General features: G+C 69.8%; 20 protein-coding genes, 1 rRNA gene and 1 pseudogene. 6 read left to right on the top strand and 16 right to left on the bottom strand.

The genetic code is table 11. The features are described from left to right. Window positions 1–115 precede the first annotated feature (115 nt). Window positions 116–904, top strand: a complete 789-nt coding sequence (locus ACGFSA_RS32475; RefSeq protein WP_393309614.1) for a DUF4253 domain-containing protein — start codon at window positions 116–118, stop codon at window positions 902–904. 232 nt (window positions 905–1,136) lie between these two features. On the opposite strand, the pseudogene ACGFSA_RS32470 reads toward ACGFSA_RS32475, so the two are convergent. Further along, window positions 1,137–1,568 (bottom strand): annotated as a pseudogene (locus ACGFSA_RS32470) (MarR family transcriptional regulator); the annotation flags it as partial. A gap of 428 nt (window positions 1,569–1,996) precedes the next feature. Further along, entirely contained in the window at window positions 1,997–2,986 is a 990-nt protein-coding gene (gene hemB, locus ACGFSA_RS32465; RefSeq protein ID WP_393309613.1) for a porphobilinogen synthase, read from the bottom strand. A 156-nt stretch (window positions 2,987–3,142) separates the two neighbouring features. On the opposite strand from hemB, the gene ACGFSA_RS32460 reads away from it, so the two are divergent. Together ACGFSA_RS32460 and ACGFSA_RS32455 are read left to right on the top strand one after the other, a co-directional pair. Further along, window positions 3,143–3,550 (top strand): YciI family protein, encoded by a 408-nt coding sequence (locus ACGFSA_RS32460; protein ID WP_366689023.1) that lies wholly within the window; start codon window positions 3,143–3,145, stop codon window positions 3,548–3,550. 8 nt (window positions 3,551–3,558) lie between these two features. Beyond that, window positions 3,559–4,704, top strand: a complete 1,146-nt coding sequence (locus ACGFSA_RS32455) for an RNA polymerase sigma factor (protein WP_393309615.1) — start codon at window positions 3,559–3,561, stop codon at window positions 4,702–4,704. 141 nt (window positions 4,705–4,845) lie between these two features. Here the strand turns inward: ACGFSA_RS32455 and ACGFSA_RS32450 are convergent, their stop codons facing one another. From ACGFSA_RS32450 to ACGFSA_RS32430, 5 genes are all read right to left on the bottom strand, one after another. Beyond that, a complete protein-coding gene (locus ACGFSA_RS32450; protein ID WP_393309612.1) occupies window positions 4,846–6,513 on the bottom strand; it encodes a uroporphyrinogen-III synthase in 1,668 nt (555 codons plus the stop codon). After that, a complete protein-coding gene (gene hemC / locus ACGFSA_RS32445) occupies window positions 6,510–7,496 on the bottom strand; it encodes a hydroxymethylbilane synthase (RefSeq protein ID WP_393309611.1) in 987 nt (328 codons plus the stop codon). Before hemC ends, ACGFSA_RS32450 begins: the two co-directional genes overlap by 4 nt. Then, window positions 7,493–8,995, bottom strand: a complete 1,503-nt coding sequence (locus ACGFSA_RS32440) for a glutamyl-tRNA reductase (protein ID WP_393309610.1) — start codon at window positions 8,993–8,995, stop codon at window positions 7,493–7,495. Before ACGFSA_RS32440 ends, hemC begins: the two co-directional genes overlap by 4 nt. Then, complete coding sequence (locus ACGFSA_RS32435; protein ID WP_393309609.1) at window positions 8,992–9,765, bottom strand: redox-sensing transcriptional repressor Rex; 774 nt, start codon at window positions 9,763–9,765, stop codon at window positions 8,992–8,994. The genes ACGFSA_RS32440 and ACGFSA_RS32435 overlap by 4 nt, the downstream gene beginning before the upstream one ends. A 272-nt stretch (window positions 9,766–10,037) precedes the next feature. Further along, on the bottom strand, window positions 10,038–10,313 hold the full coding sequence (locus tag ACGFSA_RS32430; protein ID WP_393309608.1) for a glutaredoxin family protein: 276 nt from the start codon (window positions 10,311–10,313) through the stop codon (window positions 10,038–10,040). A gap of 158 nt (window positions 10,314–10,471) precedes the next feature. Between ACGFSA_RS32430 and ACGFSA_RS32425 the strand changes: the two genes are divergently transcribed. From ACGFSA_RS32425 to ACGFSA_RS32415, 3 genes are all read left to right on the top strand, one after another. Continuing rightward, window positions 10,472–11,416 carry an HAD family hydrolase gene (locus ACGFSA_RS32425; RefSeq protein ID WP_393309607.1) on the top strand — a complete coding sequence of 315 codons (945 nt, stop codon included), beginning with the start codon at window positions 10,472–10,474 and terminating at the stop codon, window positions 11,414–11,416. Window positions 11,417–11,790: 374 nt separating this feature from the next. Next, window positions 11,791–12,567: an ECF subfamily RNA polymerase sigma factor, BldN family gene (locus ACGFSA_RS32420; protein ID WP_389211256.1), complete on the top strand. Its 777-nt coding sequence runs from the start codon at window positions 11,791–11,793 to the stop codon at window positions 12,565–12,567. Window positions 12,568–12,777: 210 nt separating this feature from the next. Further along, window positions 12,778–13,968, top strand: a complete 1,191-nt coding sequence (locus tag ACGFSA_RS32415) for a DUF5667 domain-containing protein (protein ID WP_393309606.1) — start codon at window positions 12,778–12,780, stop codon at window positions 13,966–13,968. Window positions 13,969–14,077: 109 nt separating this feature from the next. On the opposite strand, the gene ACGFSA_RS32410 is transcribed toward ACGFSA_RS32415, so the two are convergent. The 9 genes from ACGFSA_RS32410 to rrf form a co-directional block, all read right to left on the bottom strand. Continuing rightward, a complete protein-coding gene (locus ACGFSA_RS32410) occupies window positions 14,078–15,121 on the bottom strand; it encodes a lysophospholipid acyltransferase family protein (protein ID WP_393309605.1) in 1,044 nt (347 codons plus the stop codon). Between the two features lie 15 nt (window positions 15,122–15,136). Then, the gene (locus ACGFSA_RS32405; RefSeq protein WP_393309604.1) at window positions 15,137–16,231 is read right to left on the bottom strand and encodes an NAD-dependent epimerase/dehydratase family protein; all 1,095 of its coding nucleotides are present in this window, start codon (window positions 16,229–16,231) and stop codon (window positions 15,137–15,139) included. Between the two features lie 213 nt (window positions 16,232–16,444). Further along, the gene (locus tag ACGFSA_RS32400; RefSeq protein WP_003948845.1) at window positions 16,445–16,543 is read right to left on the bottom strand and encodes a 30S ribosomal protein bS22; all 99 of its coding nucleotides are present in this window, start codon (window positions 16,541–16,543) and stop codon (window positions 16,445–16,447) included. 109 nt (window positions 16,544–16,652) lie between these two features. After that, the gene (locus ACGFSA_RS32395) at window positions 16,653–16,868 is read right to left on the bottom strand and encodes a helix-turn-helix domain-containing protein (RefSeq protein WP_266984444.1); all 216 of its coding nucleotides are present in this window, start codon (window positions 16,866–16,868) and stop codon (window positions 16,653–16,655) included. A 128-nt stretch (window positions 16,869–16,996) separates the two neighbouring features. Beyond that, entirely contained in the window at window positions 16,997–17,812 is an 816-nt protein-coding gene (locus ACGFSA_RS32390) for a phosphatase (protein ID WP_393309603.1), read from the bottom strand. A gap of 288 nt (window positions 17,813–18,100) precedes the next feature. Beyond that, window positions 18,101–19,273 (bottom strand): acetoin utilization protein AcuC, encoded by a 1,173-nt coding sequence (locus ACGFSA_RS32385; protein WP_393309602.1) that lies wholly within the window; start codon window positions 19,271–19,273, stop codon window positions 18,101–18,103. Beyond that, window positions 19,242–20,441, bottom strand: coding sequence for an MFS transporter (locus ACGFSA_RS32380; RefSeq protein ID WP_393309601.1), 1,200 nt, complete (start codon window positions 20,439–20,441; stop codon window positions 19,242–19,244). Before ACGFSA_RS32380 ends, ACGFSA_RS32385 begins: the two co-directional genes overlap by 32 nt. Before the next feature lie 41 nt (window positions 20,442–20,482). Continuing rightward, window positions 20,483–21,127: an HAD family hydrolase gene (locus ACGFSA_RS32375; RefSeq protein ID WP_393309600.1), complete on the bottom strand. Its 645-nt coding sequence runs from the start codon at window positions 21,125–21,127 to the stop codon at window positions 20,483–20,485. Between the two features lie 72 nt (window positions 21,128–21,199). Beyond that, window positions 21,200–21,273 (bottom strand): 5S ribosomal RNA (gene rrf / locus ACGFSA_RS32370); the annotation flags it as partial.

Below are 21,273 nucleotides of genomic sequence, written 5' to 3'. Positions count from 1 at the left end.
GCCGGACAGAACAACCGGAGGACAGCCCAGCAGGGCGTCAGTCAGTGGTGGAGCCACGACCACCGGAACCCGGCTACGAGTATCAATGTCAGTGGCCGCGTCTAGAGTCGCGGTCATGGCGACGCTTCCGAATCCGCTTCCCTCACTGGCCACCTCCGGGCTCCAACTCCCGCCCGGCACACTGGTCGACGCGACGAGCGACGGCCCGTGGCACGAGCCGCTGCTCTGGTACGCCGATGAGTCCGCGACCCCCGGCGCCTGGGCCGCGATGCGCGCCGCGGGGCGGCCGGTCGGGCTGCTGCCCGTGCTGGTGGACGGCGGGATGCGCGACCAGTGGCCGGAGGCCTGGGATCTCTCCCCGGCCAGGATGACGTACCCGGGCGACCACGACGCCGAGGACGTGCTCAGCGAGTTCTGGGAGGCGAACGCACCCGACGAACTCGACACGGAAACCGAGTGGCCGGGCATGACGCCCACCCCGTCCGTGTCCGGGCCCGATGCCCCGGACGAACTCGCGGCCGCGATCGCCGACCAGTTCGCCGATCTGGGCGAGCCGTTGAACCGGCTGCGGGTGGCTCTGGTCCCCGCCCGCCGCAGCGCGGACATACCGGCGGCGATCGGCTGGACGGGCCCGCTCAACCATGAGAACGACGTGGCGCGGCTCTGCGCGGTGCTGCGTTCCTGGGAAGACCGCTTCGGCATACGGATCGTGACGCTCGGCTTCGACACTCTGGTCGTCTCGGTCGGCCGACCGCCCACGACGATCGAGGAGGCGCGGGCCCTGGCCGCCGAACACTTCGCGTTCTGCCCGGACAACATCGACCAGTCCTCGCTGACCACCCTGGAGGCGTATGCCGAAAAGGCGCTGCTGAGTCAGGACACCTGGTCGTTCTGGTGGGACTGAGTACGACAGATCATGTGGCTTCCCCGAAAGCCGAGTTGACTCGTCGCATGTCCGAGACAGCAACGAACACCCGCCCATCGCATACCTGGATCGCCTCGCTGATCTCCACGGTCGTGACGCTCCCGCTCGCGTTCATCGCCCTGGTCTACGTCATGTTGTCGCCGATGACCTGCGACTCCTGCGCTGAGGCCGAAGCCCACCGGTTCGATGCGAGTTTCTCTGCCGCGACCGCCGCGACCGCCGCGACCGCCGCGACCTGATGGTTCTCGACCGCGAGGTAAGCACCCCACCACTCGTTGTCCCGTGCCGTACGCGACCAGAACGTCCGGAACACCCAACGGACTTGGTCGCCTTCGCCGACCAGGCACCGTACACGCCGTAGATATCCGGCCACCGACAGCGCGGTCAGAGCCGAGCCGACGGCCTGCTGTCCGTAGAGCGGCAACTGCTTGGCAAGGCACTTCACATTCATCGCCGCACCATCGGGGAGATGGTCGATGAATCCGGCAACGTACCGCTCACGCGTCGGCAGCAGCGCGAAGTCGTCGGCGCTCTGGGAAAGTTGGTCCGGCGCGGATCGCTTGCCATAGCCGGGTTTGGCCATCGGGTACAGGGACGAGGATGCGGGCGCGGACAGGGCAGGACTAAAGTTCTGGGTAGCCACGAGATCGCCTCACTGTCGATCTTGGGGTGAGACCCCGGCCTGGTGCTCTAACACCGTGTCGGGGTCGTTCAGTTCTCGCACCGTAAGCAGTCGCGACACTCCGCCGCAAGCTGTCACGATTAGTCATACTTGCTGGCCGTGACAGGTCAGGGAGGTGGGGGAGGATTTCCCAAACCCCCTTCTTTCCCTACCGATTCAAGGAAGGCGCTCGAATCTCGGAGCCCGTATCCCGACGCCCGAGTCCCGAAGCTCAAGCCCCGGCCCCAGCCCTCCCCCGTACCCCCCCGAATGAGTGAACCAGCCGGTTCGACGCTCGAAGCCCGAGACTCGGGACCCAAAGCCCGAGCCCCGAGCGACGAGGGGCGGTCACGTCGGCGACTCGGCCATGTCCTCCGCTTTCCCGTGACCCGTTCTGCCTGCCGCAGCGCTCAGAGCCGCTGCGCGACCTCCGTCGCCCAGTACGTCAGGATCATCTGCGCACCCGCGCGCCGGATCCCGGTCAGGCTCTCCATGATCGCCGCGTCGCGGTCGATCCAGCCCTTCTCGGCGGCGGCCTCGATCATCGCGTACTCGCCGCTGATCTGGTACGCGGCGACCGGCACGTCCACCGATTCGGCGACCTTCGCGAGGATGTCCAGGTACGGTCCGGCCGGCTTGACCATGACCATGTCGGCGCCCTCTTCGAGGTCGAGCGCCAACTCGCGCAGGGACTCGCGGGCGTTCGCCGGGTCCTGCTGGTACGTCTTGCGGTCGCCCTTGAGCGAGGAGCCGACCGCCTCGCGGAACGGCCCGTAGAACGCCGACGAGTACTTTGCCGTGTAGGCGAGGATCGAGACGTCCTCGTGGCCCGTCTGGTCGAGCGCGTCACGGACGACGCCGACCTGGCCGTCCATCATGCCGCTGGGGCCGACCACATGGGCGCCCGCATCCGCCTGGACCTGGGCCATCTCGGCGTACCGCTCCAGCGTCGCGTCGTTGTCGACGCGGCCGTCGGCGGTCAGGACGCCGCAGTGACCGTGGTCCGTGTACTCGTCCAGGCACAGGTCCGACATGACGACGAGGTCGTCACCGACCTCTTCGCGCACCGCGCGCAGACCGACCTGAAGGATGCCGTCCGGATCAGTGCCCGCCGTCCCCCGGGCGTCCTTCTTCTCGTCCGCGGGGACACCGAAGAGCATAATGCCGGAGACCCCGGCCGAGACCGCGTCGACCGCGGCTTTCCGGAGGGTGTCCAGGGTGTGCTGCTGGACACCGGGCATGGCCGAGATGGCGACGGGCGCCGTGATGCCTTCGCGTACGAACGCGGGCAGGATCAGGTTCGCCGGGTCGAGCCGTGTCTCGGCGACCATCCGTCGCATCGCGGGGGTCGTCCGCAGCCGCCGGGGGCGGGAGCCGGGGAAGTTTCCGTACACAGTCATCCTTCGACGATAGACCCGTACACATCACCGTCTTACCGACACCCGTGCCGGAAAAACGGCTCTTCGTAGGACGGCGATGTCGAGAACCCGTGACGGGCTCCGTCCCAGCAGTGAACGCGACCACAATGGGTCGCATCAGCACCGAGGAGAAACACGATGGCCAAGTACCTGCTGCTCAAGCACTACCGCGGCGCCCCGGCTCCGGTCAATGACGTGTGCATGGACCAGTGGACGCCGGAGGAGATCTCGGCGCACGTGCAGTACATGAACGACTTCGCGGCCCGGCTCGAGGGGACCGGCGAGTTCGTCGACGGTCAGGCGCTCGCCCCCGAGGGAACGTTTGTCCGGTACGACGGCGAGGGGCGCCCGCCGGTCACCGACGGACCGTTCGCCGAGACCAAGGACCTCATCGCCGGCTGGATGGTGATCGACGTCGACAGCTACGAGCGCGCCATCGAGCTGGCCGGGGAGCTGTCGGCCGCCCCCGGGGCGGGCGGGAAGCCGATCCACGAGTGGCTCGAGGTGCGCCCGTTCCTGGCCTGCCCGCCCACCATCACGGAGTGACCTCATCGATGAACGAGGCCCTGCTCCGGAGCCTCACGCCGAGCGTGCTCGGGATCCTCGTCCGCCGCGGAGCCGACTTCGCGGCGGCCGAGGACGCCGTGCAGGACGCGCTGGTCGAGGCGGTCCGCGTCTGGCCGACCGACCCACCGCGGGACCCGAAGGGCTGGCTGGTCACCGTGGCCTGGCGCCGGTTCCTCGACGCGACCCGGGCGGACGTCGCCCGCCGCCGGTGTGAGGATCTCGTCGACGAGGAGCCGGCGCCAGGGCCCGCGCCCGCGGTGGACGACACGCTCCAGCTCTACTTCCTGTGCGCCCACCCGTCGCTGACGCCGTCGTCCGCGGTCGCGCTCACGCTGCGCGCCGTCGGCGGGCTGACCACCCGCCAGATCGCCCAGGCCTACCTGGTGCCCGAGGCGACCATGGCGCAGCGCATCAGCCGTGCCAAGCGCACCGTCTCCGGTGTGCGGTTCGACCAGCCCGGCGACGTCGCCACCGTGCTGCGCGTCCTCTACTTGGTCTTCAACGAGGGCTATTCCGGCGACGTCGACCTCGCCGCCGAGTCCATCCGGCTCACCCGGCAGCTCGCGGCCGCGATCGACCACCCCGAGGTGGCGGGGCTGCTCGCCCTCATGCTGCTCCACCACGCCCGGCGCGCCACCCGGACCGCGCCCGACGGCAGCCTGGTGCCGCTCGCCGAGCAGGACCGCGGCCGGTGGGACACCGAGTCGATCGCCGAGGGCGTCGAGATCCTGCAGGCGGCCCTCGCCCGCGACCGGCTGGGCGAGTTCCAGGCCCAGGCCGCCATCGCGTCACTCCACGCCGACGCGCCCACCGCCGAGGAGACCGACTGGGTGCAGATCGTCGAGTGGTACGACGAGCTCGCGCGCCTGACCGACAGCCCGGTCGTCCGGCTCAACCGCGCAGTGGCCGTCGGTGAGGCCGACGGACCTCGCGCCGGGCTGGCGGCGCTCGCGGCGCTGAACGACTCACTGCCCCGCCACGCCGCGGTGGCGGCGTACCTCCACGAGCGCGACGGCGACCTGGCGACGGCGGCACGGCTGTACGCCGAGGCGGCCCAGAAGGCACCCAACCTCGCCGAGCGCGATTACCTGACGCGCCAGGCCGCCCGGCTCAACGCCCGCCGGTGGCGCTGACGGGTCGCGCTCGGATTTTCCCGCAGGACTTGGCGCGGCCCCGCGCCCAGAGCGGTCGCCTCACAGTGAGTAGGCAGGTCGAACGGGCAGGGGCCCGACTGCCGAAGCAACCGGACCCCTCAACACTCCCGACCCGACCGGTCAGGTAGTCGTACGGCGCCTGCGGGCACCCGGACGCCGCTCGCTCGGCCGCGTCACCGGGTCACCGGCCTCCTTCGCCGCCTCCCGGCGCTGCGCGCCGAACTCGGCGAGCGCCTCGGCCAGCTTGTGCACCGACGGCTCCGGGGAGAGCACGTCGACCCGCAGGCCGTGCTCCTCCGCGGTCTTCGCCGTGGCGGGGCCGATGCACGCGATGACGGTCACGTTGTGCGGCTTGCCTGCGATACCGACCAGGTTCCGGACGGTCGACGACGAGGTGAAGAGCACCGCGTCGAACCCGCCGCCCTTGATCGCCTCACGGGTGTCGGACGGCGGCGGCGAGGCGCGGACCGTGCGGTACGCGGTGACGTCGTCGACCTCCCAGCCCAGGTCGATGAGGCCGGCGACGAGCGTCTCCGTGGCGATGTCGGCGCGCGGCAGGAAGACGCGGTCGATCGGGTCGAAGACCGGGTCGTACGGCGGCCAGTCCTCCAGCAGACCGGCGGCGGACTGCTCGCCGGACGGCACCAGGTCCGGCTTCACACCGAAATCGATCAGTGCGGCGGCGGTCTGCTCGCCGACCGCGGCAACCTTGATCCCGGCGAAGGCACGGGCGTCGAGCCCGTACTCCTCGAACTTCTCCCGGACCGCCTTGACCGCGTTGACGCTGGTGAAGGCGATCCACTCGTAGCGGCCCGTGACGAGGCCCTTGACCGCGCGCTCCATCTGCTGGGGCGTACGCGGCGGCTCGACGGCGATCGTCGGGACCTCGTACGGCACGGCGCCGTACGAACGCAACTGGTCGGAGAGCGACGCCGCCTGCTCCTTCGTCCGCGGCACGAGCACCTTCCAGCCGAAGAGCGGCTTGGACTCGAACCACGAGAGCTGGTCGCGCTGGGCGGCGGAGCTGCACTCACCGACCACGGCTATGACCGGCTGGTGCCCGTCCGGCGACGGCAGCACCTTCGCCTGCTTCAGGACCTGGGCGATCGTCCCGAGGGTCGCCGTCCAGGTGCGCTGGCGCGTCGTCGTGCCGGCGACCGTCACGGTCAGCGGGGTGTCGGGCTTGCGGCCCGCAGAGACCAGCTCGCCCGCGGCGGCCGCGACCGAGTCCAGCGTCGTCGAGACGACCGCCGTGGCATCGCTCGCGCCGACCTCGGTCCAGCAGCGGTCCGAGGCGGTCCGGGCATCGACGAACCGGACGTCGGCGCCCTGCGTGTCACGCAGCGGCACACCGGCGTACGCGGGCACGCCCACGGCGTTCGCGACCCCCGGCACGACCTCGAAGGGAATGCCGGCTGAGGCACAGGCGAGCATCTCCGCGCCTGCGTTCCCGTCCAGGCCCGGGTCCCCCGAGACGGCACGGACGACCCGCCTGCCGCCCTTCGCGGCCTCCATGACAAGATTGGCCGCGTCCCTGAGAACGGGCACCCCGGCGGCTGTTGACGTCACGTCAACAACCGCCAGCTCGGGCGTGCTTACGCCTGCCCTCGCATGGCCGCGGACGACGCCGAGAACGTCCGGCTCGGCGACAAGGACGTCCGCGCTCGCGAGCGCCTCGACAGCGCGCAGAGTCAGCAGTCCCGGATCGCCGGGACCGGCGCCGAGGAAGGTGACGTGCCCTGCGGACAGGACCGGAAAGTCGGATACGGCGGGGCCGGTGGGGCTCAAAGTGCTCGCTCCCCCATAAGACCGGCCGCACCCTTGGCAAGCATCTCGGTCGCGAGCTCGCGACCGAGGGCCGCCGCGTCGTCGGGCGACGTGGGAACGGGACCGGTGGTGGACATCTGTACGAGCGAGGAGCCGTCGGTGGAACCGACGACACCGCGCAGGCGCAGTTCGTTGACAACCTGTCCGTCGACCAGGAGGTCGGCCAGCGCACCCACAGGTGCGGAGCAGCCGGCCTCCAGGGCGGCGAGCAGGGCGCGCTCGGCGGTCACGGCGGCCCGGGTGTACGGGTCGTCGAGCTCGGCGAGTGCTGCGGCGAGGTCCGCGCTGGTTGCAGCGCATTCGATCGCCAGTGCTCCCTGGCCGGGAGCGGGCAGAACGGTGTCGACCGACAGGAAGTCGGTCACCTCACCGGTCCGGCCGAGGCGGCTGAGCCCGGCCGCGGCGAGAACCACCGCGTCCAGTTCACCGCTTCGTACAAATCCGATACGCGTATCGACGTTGCCGCGGATCGGCACGGTCTCGATGTCGAGGCCGTGGCTGCGGGCGTACGCGTTGAGCTGCGCCATGCGGCGCGGCGAACCGGTGCCGATGCGGGCACCGGACGGCAGCTGCGCGAAGGTCAGCCCGTCCCTCGCCACCAGAGCGTCGCGCGGGTCCTCGCGCACCGGCACGGCGGCGAGGACGAGGCCCTCGGGCTGTGCGGTCGGCAGGTCCTTCAGCGAGTGCACGGCGAAGTCCACCTCGCCGCGCAGCAGCGCCTCGCGCAGCGCCGCGACGAACACACCGGTGCCGCCGATCTGCGCGAGGTGCTCGCGGGAGACGTCTCCGTACGTGGTGATCTCGACGAGCTCGACGGCGCGCCCGGTCACCTCACTGACCGCGTCGGCGACGAGGCCGGACTGCGCCATGGCGAGCTTGCTGCGCCGGGTGCCCAGCCGGAGCGGTGCGTCGGTCTGCGCGCGCTGGGATGAGTTGTCGGTCATGACCGCCCTCTATTCGGGTCGTTCAGGTCTGCCCGGGAGACGGCGGCGACCGTCTGCGGGTCGAGGTCGAAGAGTTCCCGCAGCGCATCGGCGTACCCGGCGCCGCCGGGCTCACTGGCGAGCTGCTTGACCCGCACGGTGGGCGCGTGCAGGAGCTTGTCGACGACGCGGCGCACGGTCTGCGTGATCTCGGCGCGCTGCTTCTCGTCCAGGTCGGGGAGGCGTCCGTCGAGCCGTGCGATCTCGCCGGCCACCACATCGGCGGCCATCGTGCGCAGGGCGACGACGGTCGGTGTGATGTGGGCGGCGCGCTGGGCGGCACCGAACGCGGCGACCTCGTCGGCGACGATGGTGCGCACCTGGTCCACATCGGCGGCCATCGGGGCGTCCGCGGATGCCTCGGCGAGCGACTCGATGTCGACGAGGCGCACACCGTCGAGGCGCGTCGAGGCGCCGTCGATGTCGCGCGGCATCGCGAGGTCGAGCAGGGCCAGCCTGACCGGTCCGGCGGACCGGTCCTGCGCGGGCACGGTGGCCCGGCGGACGGCCTGTACCTGCGCGGTCGTGGTGGCGGAGCCGTTCTCCACCCACGCGGCGTGCTGGTCCAGGTCGGCGGCGGGCGCGGCGGGCGCCGGGGGCGCGGTGACGGCCGCGTCGAAGGGCAGCCCGAGCGCTCCGGCGACGGCTTCGGCGGTCAGCACGAGACCGGTCGCACCGGTGCAGGAGACAACGACATCGGCACGTGTCAGTTCGTCGGAGACCGCGGCCATCTCCACGGCGCGGGCAGTCACTCCCGTTCCGCCGGGCTGATGAAGGATCTCGACGAGCCGGTCGGCGCGGGCCCGGGTCCGGTTGGCGACGACGATCTCGGCGACACCGGTACGGGCCAGCGTGGCGGCAGCCAGCGAGGACATCGAACCGGCGCCTATCACCAGGGCGCGCTTGCCCTTCGCCCAGACGGCGACATCGGCGCCGTCGGCGAGCTGCTGCAGACCGAAGGTGACGAGCGACTGCCCGGCCCGGTCGATCCCGGTCTCGCTGTGGGCACGCTTACCGACCCGCAGGGCCTGCTGGAACAGGTCGTTCAGCAGCCGGCCGGCGGTGTGGAGCTCCTGCCCCAGCGCCAGCCCGTCCTTGATCTGGCCGAGGATCTGGCCCTCGCCGACGACCATCGAGTCCAGCCCGCACGCCACCGAGAAGAGGTGGTGGACGGCCCGGTCCTCGTAGTGCACATAGAGATACGGAGTGAGCTCGTCCAGCCCGACCCCGCTGTGCTGGGCGAGGAGCGTGGACAGCTCGGCGACACCGGCGTGGAACTTGTCCACGTCGGCGTACAGCTCGATGCGGTTGCAGGTGGCCAGCACGGCGGCCTCGGCCGCGGGCTCCGCAGCAAGGACGTCCTGCAGCAGCTTGGCCTGCGTCCCGGCAGGCAGCGAGGCCCGCTCCAGTACGGAAACCGGGGCGCTGCGGTGGCTCAGTCCGACGACAAGAAGACTCATGCCGGCATCACGGCGGGAACGTCCCCGTCGGGTCCCTTCCGGCTGCTGTCCGTGGCGGCACGCACGGGCGGCGCGGCCGGGTCGACACTGTTCCCGCCGGGGGCTTCATCGACCGCCTTCCGCTGCTCGTGGAAGGCAAGGATCTGGAGCTCGATCGAGAGGTCGACCTTGCGGACGTCGACGCCGTCGGGCACGGAGAGCACCGTCGGCGCGAAGTTCAGGATGGAGGTCACGCCCGCGGCGACGAGCCGGTCGCAGACCTGCTGTGCGGCACCGGCAGGGGTCGAGATGACACCGATCGACACGCCGTTGTCCCTGACGATCTTCTCCAGCTCGTCGGCGTGCTGGACGGGGATCCCGGCGACGGGCGTACCGGCCATCGCAGGGTCGGCGTCGATCAGCGCGGCCACCCGGAAGCCACGGGAGGCGAAGCCGCCGTAGTTGGCGAGCGCGGCGCCGAGGTTACCGATACCGACGATGACGACCGGCCAGTCCTGGGTGAGCCCGAGTTCGCGGGAGATCTGGTAGACGAGATACTCGACGTCGTAGCCGACGCCGCGCGTCCCGTACGACCCGAGGTAGCTGAAGTCCTTGCGCAGCTTGGCGGAGTTGACCCCCGCCGCCGCGGCGAGTTCCTCGGACGAGACCGTGGGGACCGAGCGCTCGGAGAGCGCGGTCAGTGCGCGGAGATACAGCGGAAGCCGGGCGACGGTGGCCTCGGGAATTCCTCGGCTACGGGTCGCCGGTCGGTGAGTTCGGCCAGTTGCCACGGTGCTCCTGCGGGATGAGCGGGGCTGCAGGCGGCCGTATGTTCCAAGACCGCCCCGTCGAGTGCAGGCTATGTCTTTGTGAACGTGTGCACAAAGATGGTGTCCGTTTTGTCCGGTCAAAGTGACCGGGGTCACGCACATCCGTCGCGCGATCCCGGAACCATGGATCGCATCAGCCCGTTGCAGGTCCGAAGGGGGCAAGGCGGTACACACTCCTCACAACTACACCCCCGAGATCACTCAAAACGCCCATGATGGTAACCGGGTTTCGCTCAGGAAAGCAGCGCCCTGCGCAGCCTCGCCGGGTCCACCCGCCAGAACGTGTGCTGTTCGTCATCAATGAGGACGACCGGAATCTGCTCCCAGTACTCCCGGTGCAGCTCCTCGTCCTGGGTGATGTCCTTCTCCTCCCAGGACGCGCCGGTCTCCTCGCAGACCTCCCCCACCACCAGCCGCGCGTCGTCACAGAGGTGACAACCGGGCTTCCCGACCAGGGTCACGACACGGTCGGCGGGCTTCTTCTTCGTACGACGCAGCAAGGCACTCATGCCTTTATTCTGCGCCGCCCGCCCGCCGTTTCCGGAGCCCATCGGGCGCTGATCCGTTACGTCCCGAATCGCCCGATCGGCAATTCGGTCCCCGAGAGTTCACGCCACCGCATCCCGGCACGTCGGGAAAGGCCGAACGGACTGGCTATGCTCACGACATGGCCGCTCTTGGATGGCTCACACCCCGTAGGCGTTCCGCGACAGCACTGAGCGTGCTGGCAGGCGAGGCAGCAGCCGAGGCAGCGCGGAAGTCGTCACTCCCCGCCGGACGATCCACCGGCACGGCCCCCGCCACGACCGAGGAGCCGGAACCGGCCTTCCCGGTCGTCGGCGACGAACGGGCCGCCGCCTTCTTCGACCTGGACAACACCGTCATGCAGGGCGCGGCGATCTTCCACTTCGGCCGCGGCCTGTACAAACGCAAGTTCTTCCAGCGCCGCGAGCTGACCCGGTTCGCCTGGCAGCAGGCCTGGTTCAGGCTGGCCGGCGTCGAGGACCCGGAACACATGCAGGACGCCCGCGACAGCGCTCTGTCCATCGTCAAGGGCCACCGCGTCTCCGAGCTCATGTCCATCGGCGAGGAGATCTACGACGAGTACATGGCCGACCGCATCTGGCCCGGCACCCGCGCCCTCGCCCAGGCCCACCTCGACGCCGGGCAGAAGGTCTGGCTGGTCACCGCCGCCCCGGTGGAGACGGCCACGATCATCGCCCGCCGCCTCGGCCTGACCGGCGCGCTCGGCACGGTCGCCGAGTCCGTCGACGGCGTCTACACCGGCCGCCTGGTCGGCGAACCGCTGCACGGGCCCGCGAAGGCCGAGGCGGTCCGCGCCCTGGCCGCCGCCGAGGGCCTCGACCTGGCGCGTTGCGCGGCGTACAGCGACTCGCACAACGACATCCCGATGCTGTCCCTGGTCGGACACCCGTACGCGATCAATCCGGACACCAAGCTCCGCAAGCACGCCCGGGCCCTGGACTGGCGGCTGCGCGACTACCGCACGGGCCGCAAGGCGGCCAAGGTCGGCATCCCGGCCGCCGCCGGCGTCGGCGCACTCGCGGGCGGCACCGCGGCCGCGGTCGCCCTGCACCGCCGCCGCCGCTGACCCGCGCGCGCACCGACACACCGACCACGTGGCCCGGCCCCCGCCTCGGGGGCCGGGCCACGCCCGGCCGCGCCGCCAATCGGGACCCCTTACCCACCGACCGCTCCCGCCAGTCGGATTGCGCGTACCCGACCACAACCCGTCGCGGCCGCAGCCAGATCGCGAAGTATTCCGATCAGTAACTGGTCACGATGTGCTACTTGATGCGCCTCATAGTCGCTACAGAAGCGACGGAATCGGTGATTTGAGCAACTGGGTGTAGCGCTGCCTGTACGAAGCGTTATTCTCCTCAGACGCATTCCGGAACGCCCACTCACTACGACGAGTGACGGTTTCGCACTGCACGTGATGGAAGCTCTGCCTCTGGGAGTCCCGTGTACCCACACGTCGGGGTTGACGCCTCGGGCCTGGCTACGCTGCGCGCAACGGTCGGCGACCGCTTGCGCGGCTTCGTCCCCACCGCGTACGCCGTACCCGCCTTTGCCACCCCTGCACCTGTCGGCCCTTGCTACGCCCTGGCCGAACGCGGTGCGGCGGTCGGAAGACGCAGCAACCGCGGCGCAACGACCACGTCCACCGTTCGTCGGCCGACCGCCGACAGCGACAGCGCGCGCATGATGGATCTCGTCGAGCGCGCACAGGCCGGTGAGGCTGACGCCTTCGGCCGTCTGTACGACCAGTACAGCGACACCGTCTACCGGTACATCTACTACCGGGTGGGCGGCAAGGCGACGGCGGAGGATCTCACCAGTGAGACCTTCCTGCGCGCCCTGCGTCGCATCTCGACCTTCACCTGGCAGGGCCGCGACTTCGGCGCCTGGCTGGTCACGATCGCCCGCAACCTGGTCGCCGACCACTTCAAGTCCAGCCGGTTCCGGCTGGAAGTGACCACCGGCGAAATGCTCGACGCCAACGAGGTCGAGCGCAGCCCCGAGGACTCCGTCCTGGAGTCCCTCTCCAACGCCGCACTGCTGCAAGCCGTGCGCCGACTCAACCCCCAGCAGCAGGAATGCGTGACGCTGCGCTTCCTGCAGGGCCTCTCGGTCGCCGAGACGGCCCGCGTGATGGGCAAGAACGAGGGCGCGATCAAGACCTTGCAGTACCGCGCGGTCCGCACCCTCGCCCGACTGCTGCCGGACGATGCCCGCTGAGAACACCCTCGGCGGCTCCCCGATCACGCACCGGTCCGATCATCTTTCGTGCGTAACCCAAGTGCCGCGCCGCTCGTTGTGCCGGTTGCAGGCCCCCTGCCGTCACTCCATGTCCGCCTACACTCACTCATTCGTGTGGAAGCGCTCAAGGTGTGCAACCTTCCGGACCCCCAGGGGAGTCGACCGTCATGACGAGAGGAGGTGCCGCCAGTGATCGCAAACGTTTCGGCACACCGGCGGGCGAACGCCTTCGCCCAGGCCCTGGAGGAGCAGGAACTCCAGAGTGCGGCGGCCGTACAGCCCGAGGAACCGGCCGAACCGGCCGACCACGGAACGCTGTTGGCCCTGGCGAACGGCCTCGGTGAGCTACCGAGACCGGAGTTGGATCGCGAGGTCAAAGTGGTGCAGCGAGCGCAGCTCGTGGCCGCCATGGAGGCCATGTTTGCCGAGGGCGGCGCATCCACGGGCCCTACGGTGCCCGAACAACGGAGCAAGGGGGCCCATCGGGCCTCACCGCTCCAAAAATTGCGCCCCCGCTCCCGCTGGACGAAGGGTCTCGCCGCCGGCGGGCTCACCGTCGGCGTCGCCGCGGGAGCCTTCGGCGGAGTAGCCGCTGCCAGTTCCGACGCCCTTCCGGGTGATTCGCTGTACGGGCTGAAGCGCGGCATGGAGGACATCCACCTCGGTATGGCCAACGGCGATACCGACCGCGGCGAGGTCTACCTCGACCAGGCATCGACGCGGCTGAGCGAGGCCCGCAGGCTCATGGAACGCGACCGCGCGGGCGATCTGGACCACGAATCACTGGGCGAGATCAGGCGCACGCTGAACGGCATGACGCACGACGCCACCGAGGGCCACCGCCTGCTCCACGCCGCGTACCAGCGCGACGGAACGATCGGCCCGATCCAGACCCTGGACTCCTTCTCCCGCAACCACCGCGGGAGCTGGAGCAGCCTGCGCGACCGGCTGCCGGTCCAGCTGACGGACGTCGGGGACGAGGTCAGCTCGGTCTTCGAGGCCATAGACGAAGAGGTCGCACCGCTGCAGTCTCTGCTGCCCCGCACCCCGGACCGGAACACCGACTCGCAACAGTCCGGGTCGTCGCAGCAGTCCGACGACCCGTCCCTCACGGACAGCCCGGCGCCCTCGTCCCCCGATGCCTCACAGGGCCGACGGGGCAACACCGGCACCCCGGACCCGTCCGGTTCGGCCTCCACCCCGGCCGACGGCCTGATCCCGGGCGGCACGGACGACCTCCTGGACCCCCCGTCACCGGGTGCCACCCCGTCCACCACAGGCAGGGGATCCACCTCACCCACCCCGGACGTCACACTGCCCCCGCTGCTCCCCGGGCTGCTCCCAGGCCTGGGAATCAACAACGAGAGCGCAGACGACTAGGGGGACGCTCCTGGCCCCAACCGTCCTCAATCGCCGGTACATCAAGCCCGTCCGGCGATTGAGGACAAACCGGCTGCCGGACGCCCCGGGCACACACCCGCACGCACCGTCAGAAGAAAACCGACCGCCGCTCAACCAACAACTTGTACAGCGTGTGCTGAATCTGCTCCCGCACCTGATCCGTCAAGTTGAACATCAGCATCGGATCCTCCGCCGCCTCCACCGGATACCCGTCCGTAGAAATCGGCTCCCCGAACTGAATCGTCCACTTCGTCGGCAGCGGAACCGCGCCCAACGGTCCCAGCCAGGGAAACGTGGGTGTGATCGGGAAGTAAGGAATCCCCAGCACCCGCGCCAGCGTCTTCGCGTTGCCGATCATCGGGTAGATCTCCTCCGCCCCCACGATCGAGCACGGCACGATCGGCACCCCGGCCCGCAGTGCCGTCGACACGAAGCCGCCCCGCCCGAACCGCTGCAGCTTGTACCGATCGCCGAACGGCTTGCCGATGCCCTTGAAGCCCTCCGGCATCACCCCGACGACCTCGCCCTGCCTCAGCAGCCGCTCCGCGTCCTCCGCGCAGGCCAGCGTGTGCCCGGCCTTCCTGGCCAGTTCGTTCACCACCGGCATCATGAACACCAGGTCCGCGGCGAGCAGCCGTAGATGCCGGTCGGCCGGGTGGGTGTCGTGCACGGCGACCTGAAGCATCAGCCCGTCCAGCGGCATGGTCCCCGAGTGGTTGGCCACGATCAGTGCCCCGCCGTCCGACGGGATGTTCTCGATGCCCTTCACCTCGACCCGGAAGTACTTCTCGTACATCGGTCTCAGCACCGACATCAGAACCTGATCGGTGAGCTCCTTGTCGTACCCGAACTCGTCGACCTCGTACTCGCCGGTGACCCGCCGCCGCAGAAACGCGAGCCCACCCGCGATCCGCCGGTCCCAGCTGCCGCGCCGAGCCCCCTCCTGAGCCTGCGCACCCTCCCCCCCCTGCACCGCCTCCTGGGCCTGCACGGCGTCCTGCTGCCCCGGCAGGGCGCTGAGGGCTGCGGTGCCCACCGCGGGCCCCGCCGCTGCCCGCCGGCGGGCGGACCGCTGCGCGCCACCCGACCGTGAACGGTCGTCATCGAACGGAATGACCTTGGCATCCGCCATCGTCGGTGCGCTCCTCTACCTGGCGCCGGGGGTCGGTTGTGTGTCGCCTGCCCCGGTGATCACCGGAACCTCGCCGGTCCCACCGGCGAACGGCAGCGCCGCCAGCCGGTCGACGGCCCTGCCCACCGTCTCGGGCGGCAGCAGTCCGGGACCCAGGCCACGCGCGAACGCGGCGAACGTCTCCGCCGTGGTGAATCCCGGGTGGAAGCCCAGCGTCTCGCGCATCTGAACGGTGGAGACCACCCTGCCATGCGTGAGCAGCCGGATCTGCTCCGGCGAGAAGTCCGTCATGCCGACCGTACGGAGCGCCTGGCCCACCCAGGTGACGGCGGGCAGGGGCACCGGCATCGTCGGCCGCCCGAGCCGCCGCGCGCACTGCGAGAGCAACAGCACCCCGTCGCCGGCGATATTGAACGTGCCACTGTTCAGCGTCCCGCGCCGCGGCTCGTGCGAGGCGATCCTCAGCACGTCGATGACATCGTCCTCGTGCACGAACTGGAGCCGTGGGTCGTACCCGAACACCGTCGGCAGCACGGGCAGTGCCAGGTAGTCGGCGAGCGGCGAGTCCGCGTCCGGCCCCAGGATGTTCGCGAACCGCAGCACGCACACGGCCACGTCGGGCCGGCGGCGCGCGAAGCCCCGTACGTATCCCTCGACCTCCACCGCGTCCTTCGCGAAGCCCCCGCTCGGCAGGGACTTGGGCGGGGTGGTCTCGGTGAAGACCGCCGGATCGCGCGGCGCGGAGCCGTACACACTCGTACTGGACTTGATCACCAGCCGCCGGACCGTCGGCGACTTCTGGCAGACACCGAGCAACTGCATGGTGCCGATGACGTTGGTCTCCTTGACGGTGGTCCGGCCGCCCGCGCCGAGCGTCTTGCCGCTGACGTCCAGATGCACGACCGTGTCGACGGCGTGCGCGGCCAGGACTCTGGCGATCGCGGGCCGGCGGATGTCCACACGTACGAAGTCGGCGTCACCCAACTGGTTTGCCGGCGCGACCGCGTCGACGGCGATCACCCGGTCCACGTCCGGATCACGCTGGATGCGCCGCACGAATCGGCTGCCCAGTTGCCGGGCCGCTCCCGTGACGAGCACGACCTTCCCCAAGATCAGCGCCTTCCGTCGAAGAGGTTTCCCCTGGCCGTCACCGTAGCGGGTGGATGTTGCCCTGGGATGACTGCGCGGCGGCCTTCCGCCGAGTCTTTGGCCCAAATGTGCGTCACACGGGCCACCCGCGCCCGCAGAAGCCCCTCCCGCAAACGCACCGCAGCCCTCCCGCCGTATCGGCGGGAGGGCTGCGGATTCACGAACTGCGTTCGCTTACTTCTTGTTGCGACGCTGAACGCGCGTGCGCTTGAGCAGCTTGCGGTGCTTCTTCTTGGCCATCCGCTTGCGCCGCTTCTTGATAACAGAGCCCACGACTACCCTCGCTCACTTCTCTTCACTGGTGCGGGGCGTCTGGGCCCACACGACCTACGTCGGCCTAGCCTACCCGCCACCGGGTGAGGGACGTAATCCGAGGTGACCGTCAGGCGGACTCCACCCCCACAAAGGACTCGCGGAGATACTCGTGAACCGCTTGCTCCGGGACCCGGAAGGACCTGCCCACCCGGATCGCCGGCAGATGACCACTGTGCACCAAGCGGTACACGGTCATCTTCGACACGCGCATGACCGAGGCGACTTCCGCCACGGTCAGGAACTTGACCTCGTTGAGAGGCCTCTCGCTGCCAGCACCAGCCATGACCCACCTGTACCTTCCGCACGAGACGCGCACCGGCTTCCCCTCCGGTGACTCTTCGTCGTTGTGCGCTCACTCCCCAGATTAGGGGCGGGTGATGCGAGTGGGGAAGAGGAGGGACCATCGGCCGCCTAATGTGACAGACACGCCCGATTGAGCACATAGCGAGTAAGCGGCCGGTAGTAAGCGGACGGCACGGCGTCGTCGAGCGGAACGGCGACCGAGACCCGCCCCTCGGCCTCCCCGACGAACAGCGCGGGATCGTCCGTATCCGCCAGACCGATTGCCTCAATGCCCAACTGACCTGCGCCGCAGACCCAGCCGTGGTCCCCGACGACCAGCTCCGGAAGCCGCCCGTGGACCACCACCGCCGCCTCCAGCGCGACGCGGACCGGCAGCGGCGAGTGGGTATGTGCGCCCGGCTCACCACCGTGGGGCCACACGCCCGGTTCGCGCACCATGGCGACTCCCCGTACGTAGTCGAGCTTGTACGTGCGTACGCCGAACCGGGTCGTTATGTCGATACATCTGCCCTGCGCGGGGGTGAGTACGGTGCACCCCGCCGCCGACATGGCGTCTGCCAGAGCGACGTAGAACCCGAGCAGCCGGTGCGGATGACCGGTCCCGAACAGCACCGGCGCCCGCCGGACCGCCGCGCTCGACAACCGCTGGGCAAACGCATCCAGACCGGCCAACGTCCGCTCCGGATCGATCACATCAGGACCCGCAACGTGAGCGGGATCGTTCGAAACCCCACACTTGTCGGCCATCAGCCGAAGCAGATCGGGCTCCTCCCACCCCCATGCGGGGTCGAGCCCGAGCATCACCCGCGGATCCCTGGCCGCGAACAGCCGATAGCTCCGCAGACTCACCTCCCGCGAGGTGGCCACGGGCCCGGCCAGCCGGGCCGCCAGCAGATGCGCGCGCAGCGCTCCGGTGCTCAACACCCTGCCGATGCTGCCTCAATCACCCGGACGGAGGGCCAAAAGAGAGGTCGGGCCCCACAGTTGGCGTAACCCCGCCCCCACCGCCGCACGGAAACCGCCGAACCGGACCGCTCCCGCCCGCCTCAGAGCCTGTCGGGCGACCTCTGATCGGGCGGACGCGGCGTGGCACGCACGCTTCCGGCGTTGCCGAAATGCCCTAGTAGCTCCGCTACGAGGCCATCCCGGCGCCTTGGAATCGCACGCACCACGCCGCGTCCGCTCTCCGATCGAAGGTCACCCGACAGGCTCTCAGGCCAGCAGCCCCCGCAACGGGAACGCCGCCCGCCTGGTCGCCCGCACCGCCTGATCCAGCCGGTCCGCCGGGTCGTACCCCGCCTCCCACGGCTGCCACGAAGGCGTACGCCCGTCGGTCATCCGCCCCGGCCCCAGCTGCCGGGTCCGGGCATAGACCTCGTCCCGCCACGAGGCAGGAATCACCGCCTGGGGGTCCACCGGCGCATGCGCGGCGATCCCCACCAGATGCGTCCAGGACCTCGGCACCACATCGACGACCGCATACCCGCCCCCGCCGAGCGCCACCCACCGCCCGCCCTCCGTATGCGCGTGGGCGAGCTCATGGCACGACTCCATGACCGCCCGCTGCGCGTCCAGCGACACCGCCAGATGCGCGAGCGGATCCTCGAAGTGCGTATCGGCCCCGTGCTGGGTCACCAGCACCTGCGGCCGGAAGTCCGCGATCAGCTCCGGCACCACCGCGTGGAAGGCCCGCAGCCACCCCGCGTCCCCCGTACCGGCGGGCAGTGCCACATTCACCGCGGCCCCCTCCCCCGCGCCGGAACCGGTCTCCTCCGGCCAGCCGGTCTGCGGGAAGAGCGTCCGTGGATGTTCGTGCAGCGACACGGTCAGAACCCGCGGGTCCTCCCAGAACGCGGCCTGCACCCCGTCACCGTGGTGGACGTCCACGTCGATGTACGCGACCCGCTCCGCACCCAGCTCCAGCAGCCGGGCAATGGCGAGCGCCGCGTCGTTGTAGATGCAGAACCCCGCTGCACCGCCCGGCATCGCATGGTGCAGCCCGCCCGCGAAGTTCACCGCATGCGCGGTGTCCCCGCGCCACACCGCCTCGGCGGCGGCCACCGACTGCCCGGCGATCAGCGCCGACACCTCGTGCATCCCCACGAACGCCGGATCGTCCATCGTCCCGAGCCCGTAGTTCTGATCGGCCGCCCTGGGATCCGCGGAGGCCGCGCGCACGGCCGCCACGTAGTCCTCACGGTGCACGAGCCGCAGCGTGGATTCCCCGGCCGGCTTGGCGGCCACCATATCCACCGCGTTGTCGAGACCGAACGCCCGCACCAGCCCCATCGTCAGGGCGAGCCTGACGGGGTCCATCGGATGACTGCCCCCGAAGTCGTATCCCGTTACTGCGTCATCCCACATCAACTGTGCGCGGCCGCTCATGCCCGCCACCGTATCGGGCAGGCTCCGAACCGAACGACTTGGCGTACACGAGCGTCGCGAGCACCAGCACCATCGGGACGAGCATCGCGCCCCGGTAGCTCCAGGCGTCCCCGAGCGCACCCACCAGAGGCGACCCCACCAGGAACCCCACATAGTTGAAGACATTCAGCCGGGCGATCGCTGTGTCGCTCGCCCCCGGGAACATCCGCCCGGCGGCCGCGAACGTCTGCGGAACGATCACACAGAGCCCGAGCCCCAGCATGGTGAACCCGAGCATCCCGATCCACGCCCCGGAAGCCACCGCCACCACCGCGAACCCGGCCGCGGCCAGCACACTCCCGAACCGCACGACAGCCACAGCCCCGAACCGCCGCACACCGAAGTCCCCCACGGCCCGCCCCAGCAGCGTCGTCACCATGTAGACGTTGTACGGAACGGTCGACAGCTGCTCGGAACTCCCCAGCACGTCCTGCAGATACTTCGCACTCCAGTTGGAGACCGTAGAGTCCCCGATGTACGCGAAGCTCATCACCAGACAGAGCGGCATCAGCAGCTTGAACGTGACCGATCCGCCCTGTCGCCCTGCCCCCTGCCTGTCGCCCTCGGCCTTCCCCTCGACGTACCACCGGCTCCCGATGAACGCGGCAGGAAGCAGCAGGACGACCGCGGGAAGGTACGACACCAGCAGCGTGAGATCCCAGTGCGCCCCGGCCCACGCCATTGACGCCCCAGCGATCCCGCCCAGGCTGTACACGGCGTGGAACCCGAGCATGATGCTGCGCCCGTACGCCCGCTGAAGGCTGACCCCCATCATGTTCATGGAGGCGTCGAGCGCCCCGACGGCCAGTCCGAACACCCCGAGCGCGACGGCCGCCTGCCACAGCTCGCTGCCGGCCCCGACACCGAGCAGCGCCAGCAGCACAACGGGCTGCGCCCACCTCAGTAGGACCCGGGGCCGTACCCGCGCGACCACCTTCTCGGTGACCACACTGCCCACACCGGCCAGGATCGGTACGGCGGCAAGGAACACGGGCAGCAGCCCGTCGGATATCCCGTACCGGTCCTGAATGGCAGGAATACGCGTCACGAGCAGGGCAAAGGTGACCCCTTGCACGAAGAAGCTCAACGCCAAGGAGGCCCTACCGTGCCGCAGCCGCGCATCCGTCATGGCCGCAGCGTAGGGCCCTGGCCTACCCATGGGTAGATGGATCAGGCGAGCAGTTCCCGCAGTTGGGCCATGTCGGAGAAGTGCCCGGTCACCCCGGCGAGCCGGTCGGCGGGCATCATCGACGTGAACCCGTATACATCCATCCCCGCGGCCCGTGCCGCCTCCACCCCGAGGGGGCTGTCCTCGATGACGACACACCTCTCGGGCGGAACGCCCATCCGCTCAGCTGCGAGGAGGAACAGATCGGGTGCCGGTTTCCCGTGCCCGACGTCCTCCGCGCTGAAGATCCACTCCTCCTCGAACCACTGGTCGAGCCCGGTCTTGCGGTGCCCGACCCGGATCCGTTCGTGGCTCCCGGAGGAGGCGACGCAGTACGGCACGCCGTCGGCGACGAGCTTTCCCAGCACGTCGTCGATTCCTTCGACCGGCTCCAGCTCCTCCTGGAACGCGGCGAAGATCCGGGAGTGGAGCGTCTCGTCGAAGTCCGCGGGTAGCTTCTCCCCCGTCCTTTCCTCGACGAGGTCGTGCACCCGGTGCACGGCGGACCCCATGTAGTCACGGAGCGATTCCTCGTACGAGGTGGGGTGACCGAGCTCGGTCAGGTAGCCGGAGAGGATGGTGTTGGAGATCGGCTCACTGTCGACGAGCACACCATCGTTGTCGAAGATGACCAGTTCGTAGCGCATGGTTCGAGCCTAGACGCTCAGAACGCAGAAAAGCCCCGTGCCACAAGGGCACGGGGCTTTCCCGGAATAATTGTTCGGCGGCGTCCTACTCTCCCACAGGGTCCCCCCTGCAGTACCATCGGCGCTGAAAGGCTTAGCTTCCGGGT

Origin of the sequence: Streptomyces sp. NPDC048496 (assembly GCF_043200055.1) — a bacterium.
Lineage (GTDB): Bacteria > Actinomycetota > Actinomycetes > Streptomycetales > Streptomycetaceae > Streptomyces.
This window is presented reverse-complemented; position numbering and strand designations above follow the sequence as displayed.

Bases quoted from the DNA above. Each gene is read 5' to 3' on its own strand.
- ACGFSA_RS32375 (WP_393309600.1), bottom strand. From the start codon at position 21,127: ATGCGCTACGAACTGGTCATCTTCGACAACGATGGTGTGCTCGTCGAC.
- ACGFSA_RS32380 (WP_393309601.1), bottom strand. From the start codon at position 20,441: ATGACGGATGCGCGGCTGCGGCACGGTAGGGCCTCCTTGGCGTTGAGC.
- ACGFSA_RS32460 (WP_366689023.1), top strand. From the start codon at position 3,143: ATGGCCAAGTACCTGCTGCTCAAGCACTACCGCGGCGCCCCGGCTCCG.
- hemC (WP_393309611.1), bottom strand. From the start codon at position 7,496: ATGACCGACAACTCATCCCAGCGCGCGCAGACCGACGCACCGCTCCGG.
- ACGFSA_RS32440 (WP_393309610.1), bottom strand. From the start codon at position 8,995: ATGAGTCTTCTTGTCGTCGGACTGAGCCACCGCAGCGCCCCGGTTTCC.
- ACGFSA_RS32425 (WP_393309607.1), top strand. From the start codon at position 10,472: ATGGCCGCTCTTGGATGGCTCACACCCCGTAGGCGTTCCGCGACAGCA.
- ACGFSA_RS32430 (WP_393309608.1), bottom strand. From the start codon at position 10,313: ATGAGTGCCTTGCTGCGTCGTACGAAGAAGAAGCCCGCCGACCGTGTC.
- hemB (WP_393309613.1), bottom strand. From the start codon at position 2,986: ATGACTGTGTACGGAAACTTCCCCGGCTCCCGCCCCCGGCGGCTGCGG.
- ACGFSA_RS32385 (WP_393309602.1), bottom strand. From the start codon at position 19,273: ATGAGCGGCCGCGCACAGTTGATGTGGGATGACGCAGTAACGGGATAC.
- ACGFSA_RS32455 (WP_393309615.1), top strand. From the start codon at position 3,559: ATGAACGAGGCCCTGCTCCGGAGCCTCACGCCGAGCGTGCTCGGGATC.
- ACGFSA_RS32475 (WP_393309614.1), top strand. From the start codon at position 116: ATGGCGACGCTTCCGAATCCGCTTCCCTCACTGGCCACCTCCGGGCTC.
- ACGFSA_RS32410 (WP_393309605.1), bottom strand. From the start codon at position 15,121: ATGGCGGATGCCAAGGTCATTCCGTTCGATGACGACCGTTCACGGTCG.
- ACGFSA_RS32395 (WP_266984444.1), bottom strand. From the start codon at position 16,868: ATGGCTGGTGCTGGCAGCGAGAGGCCTCTCAACGAGGTCAAGTTCCTG.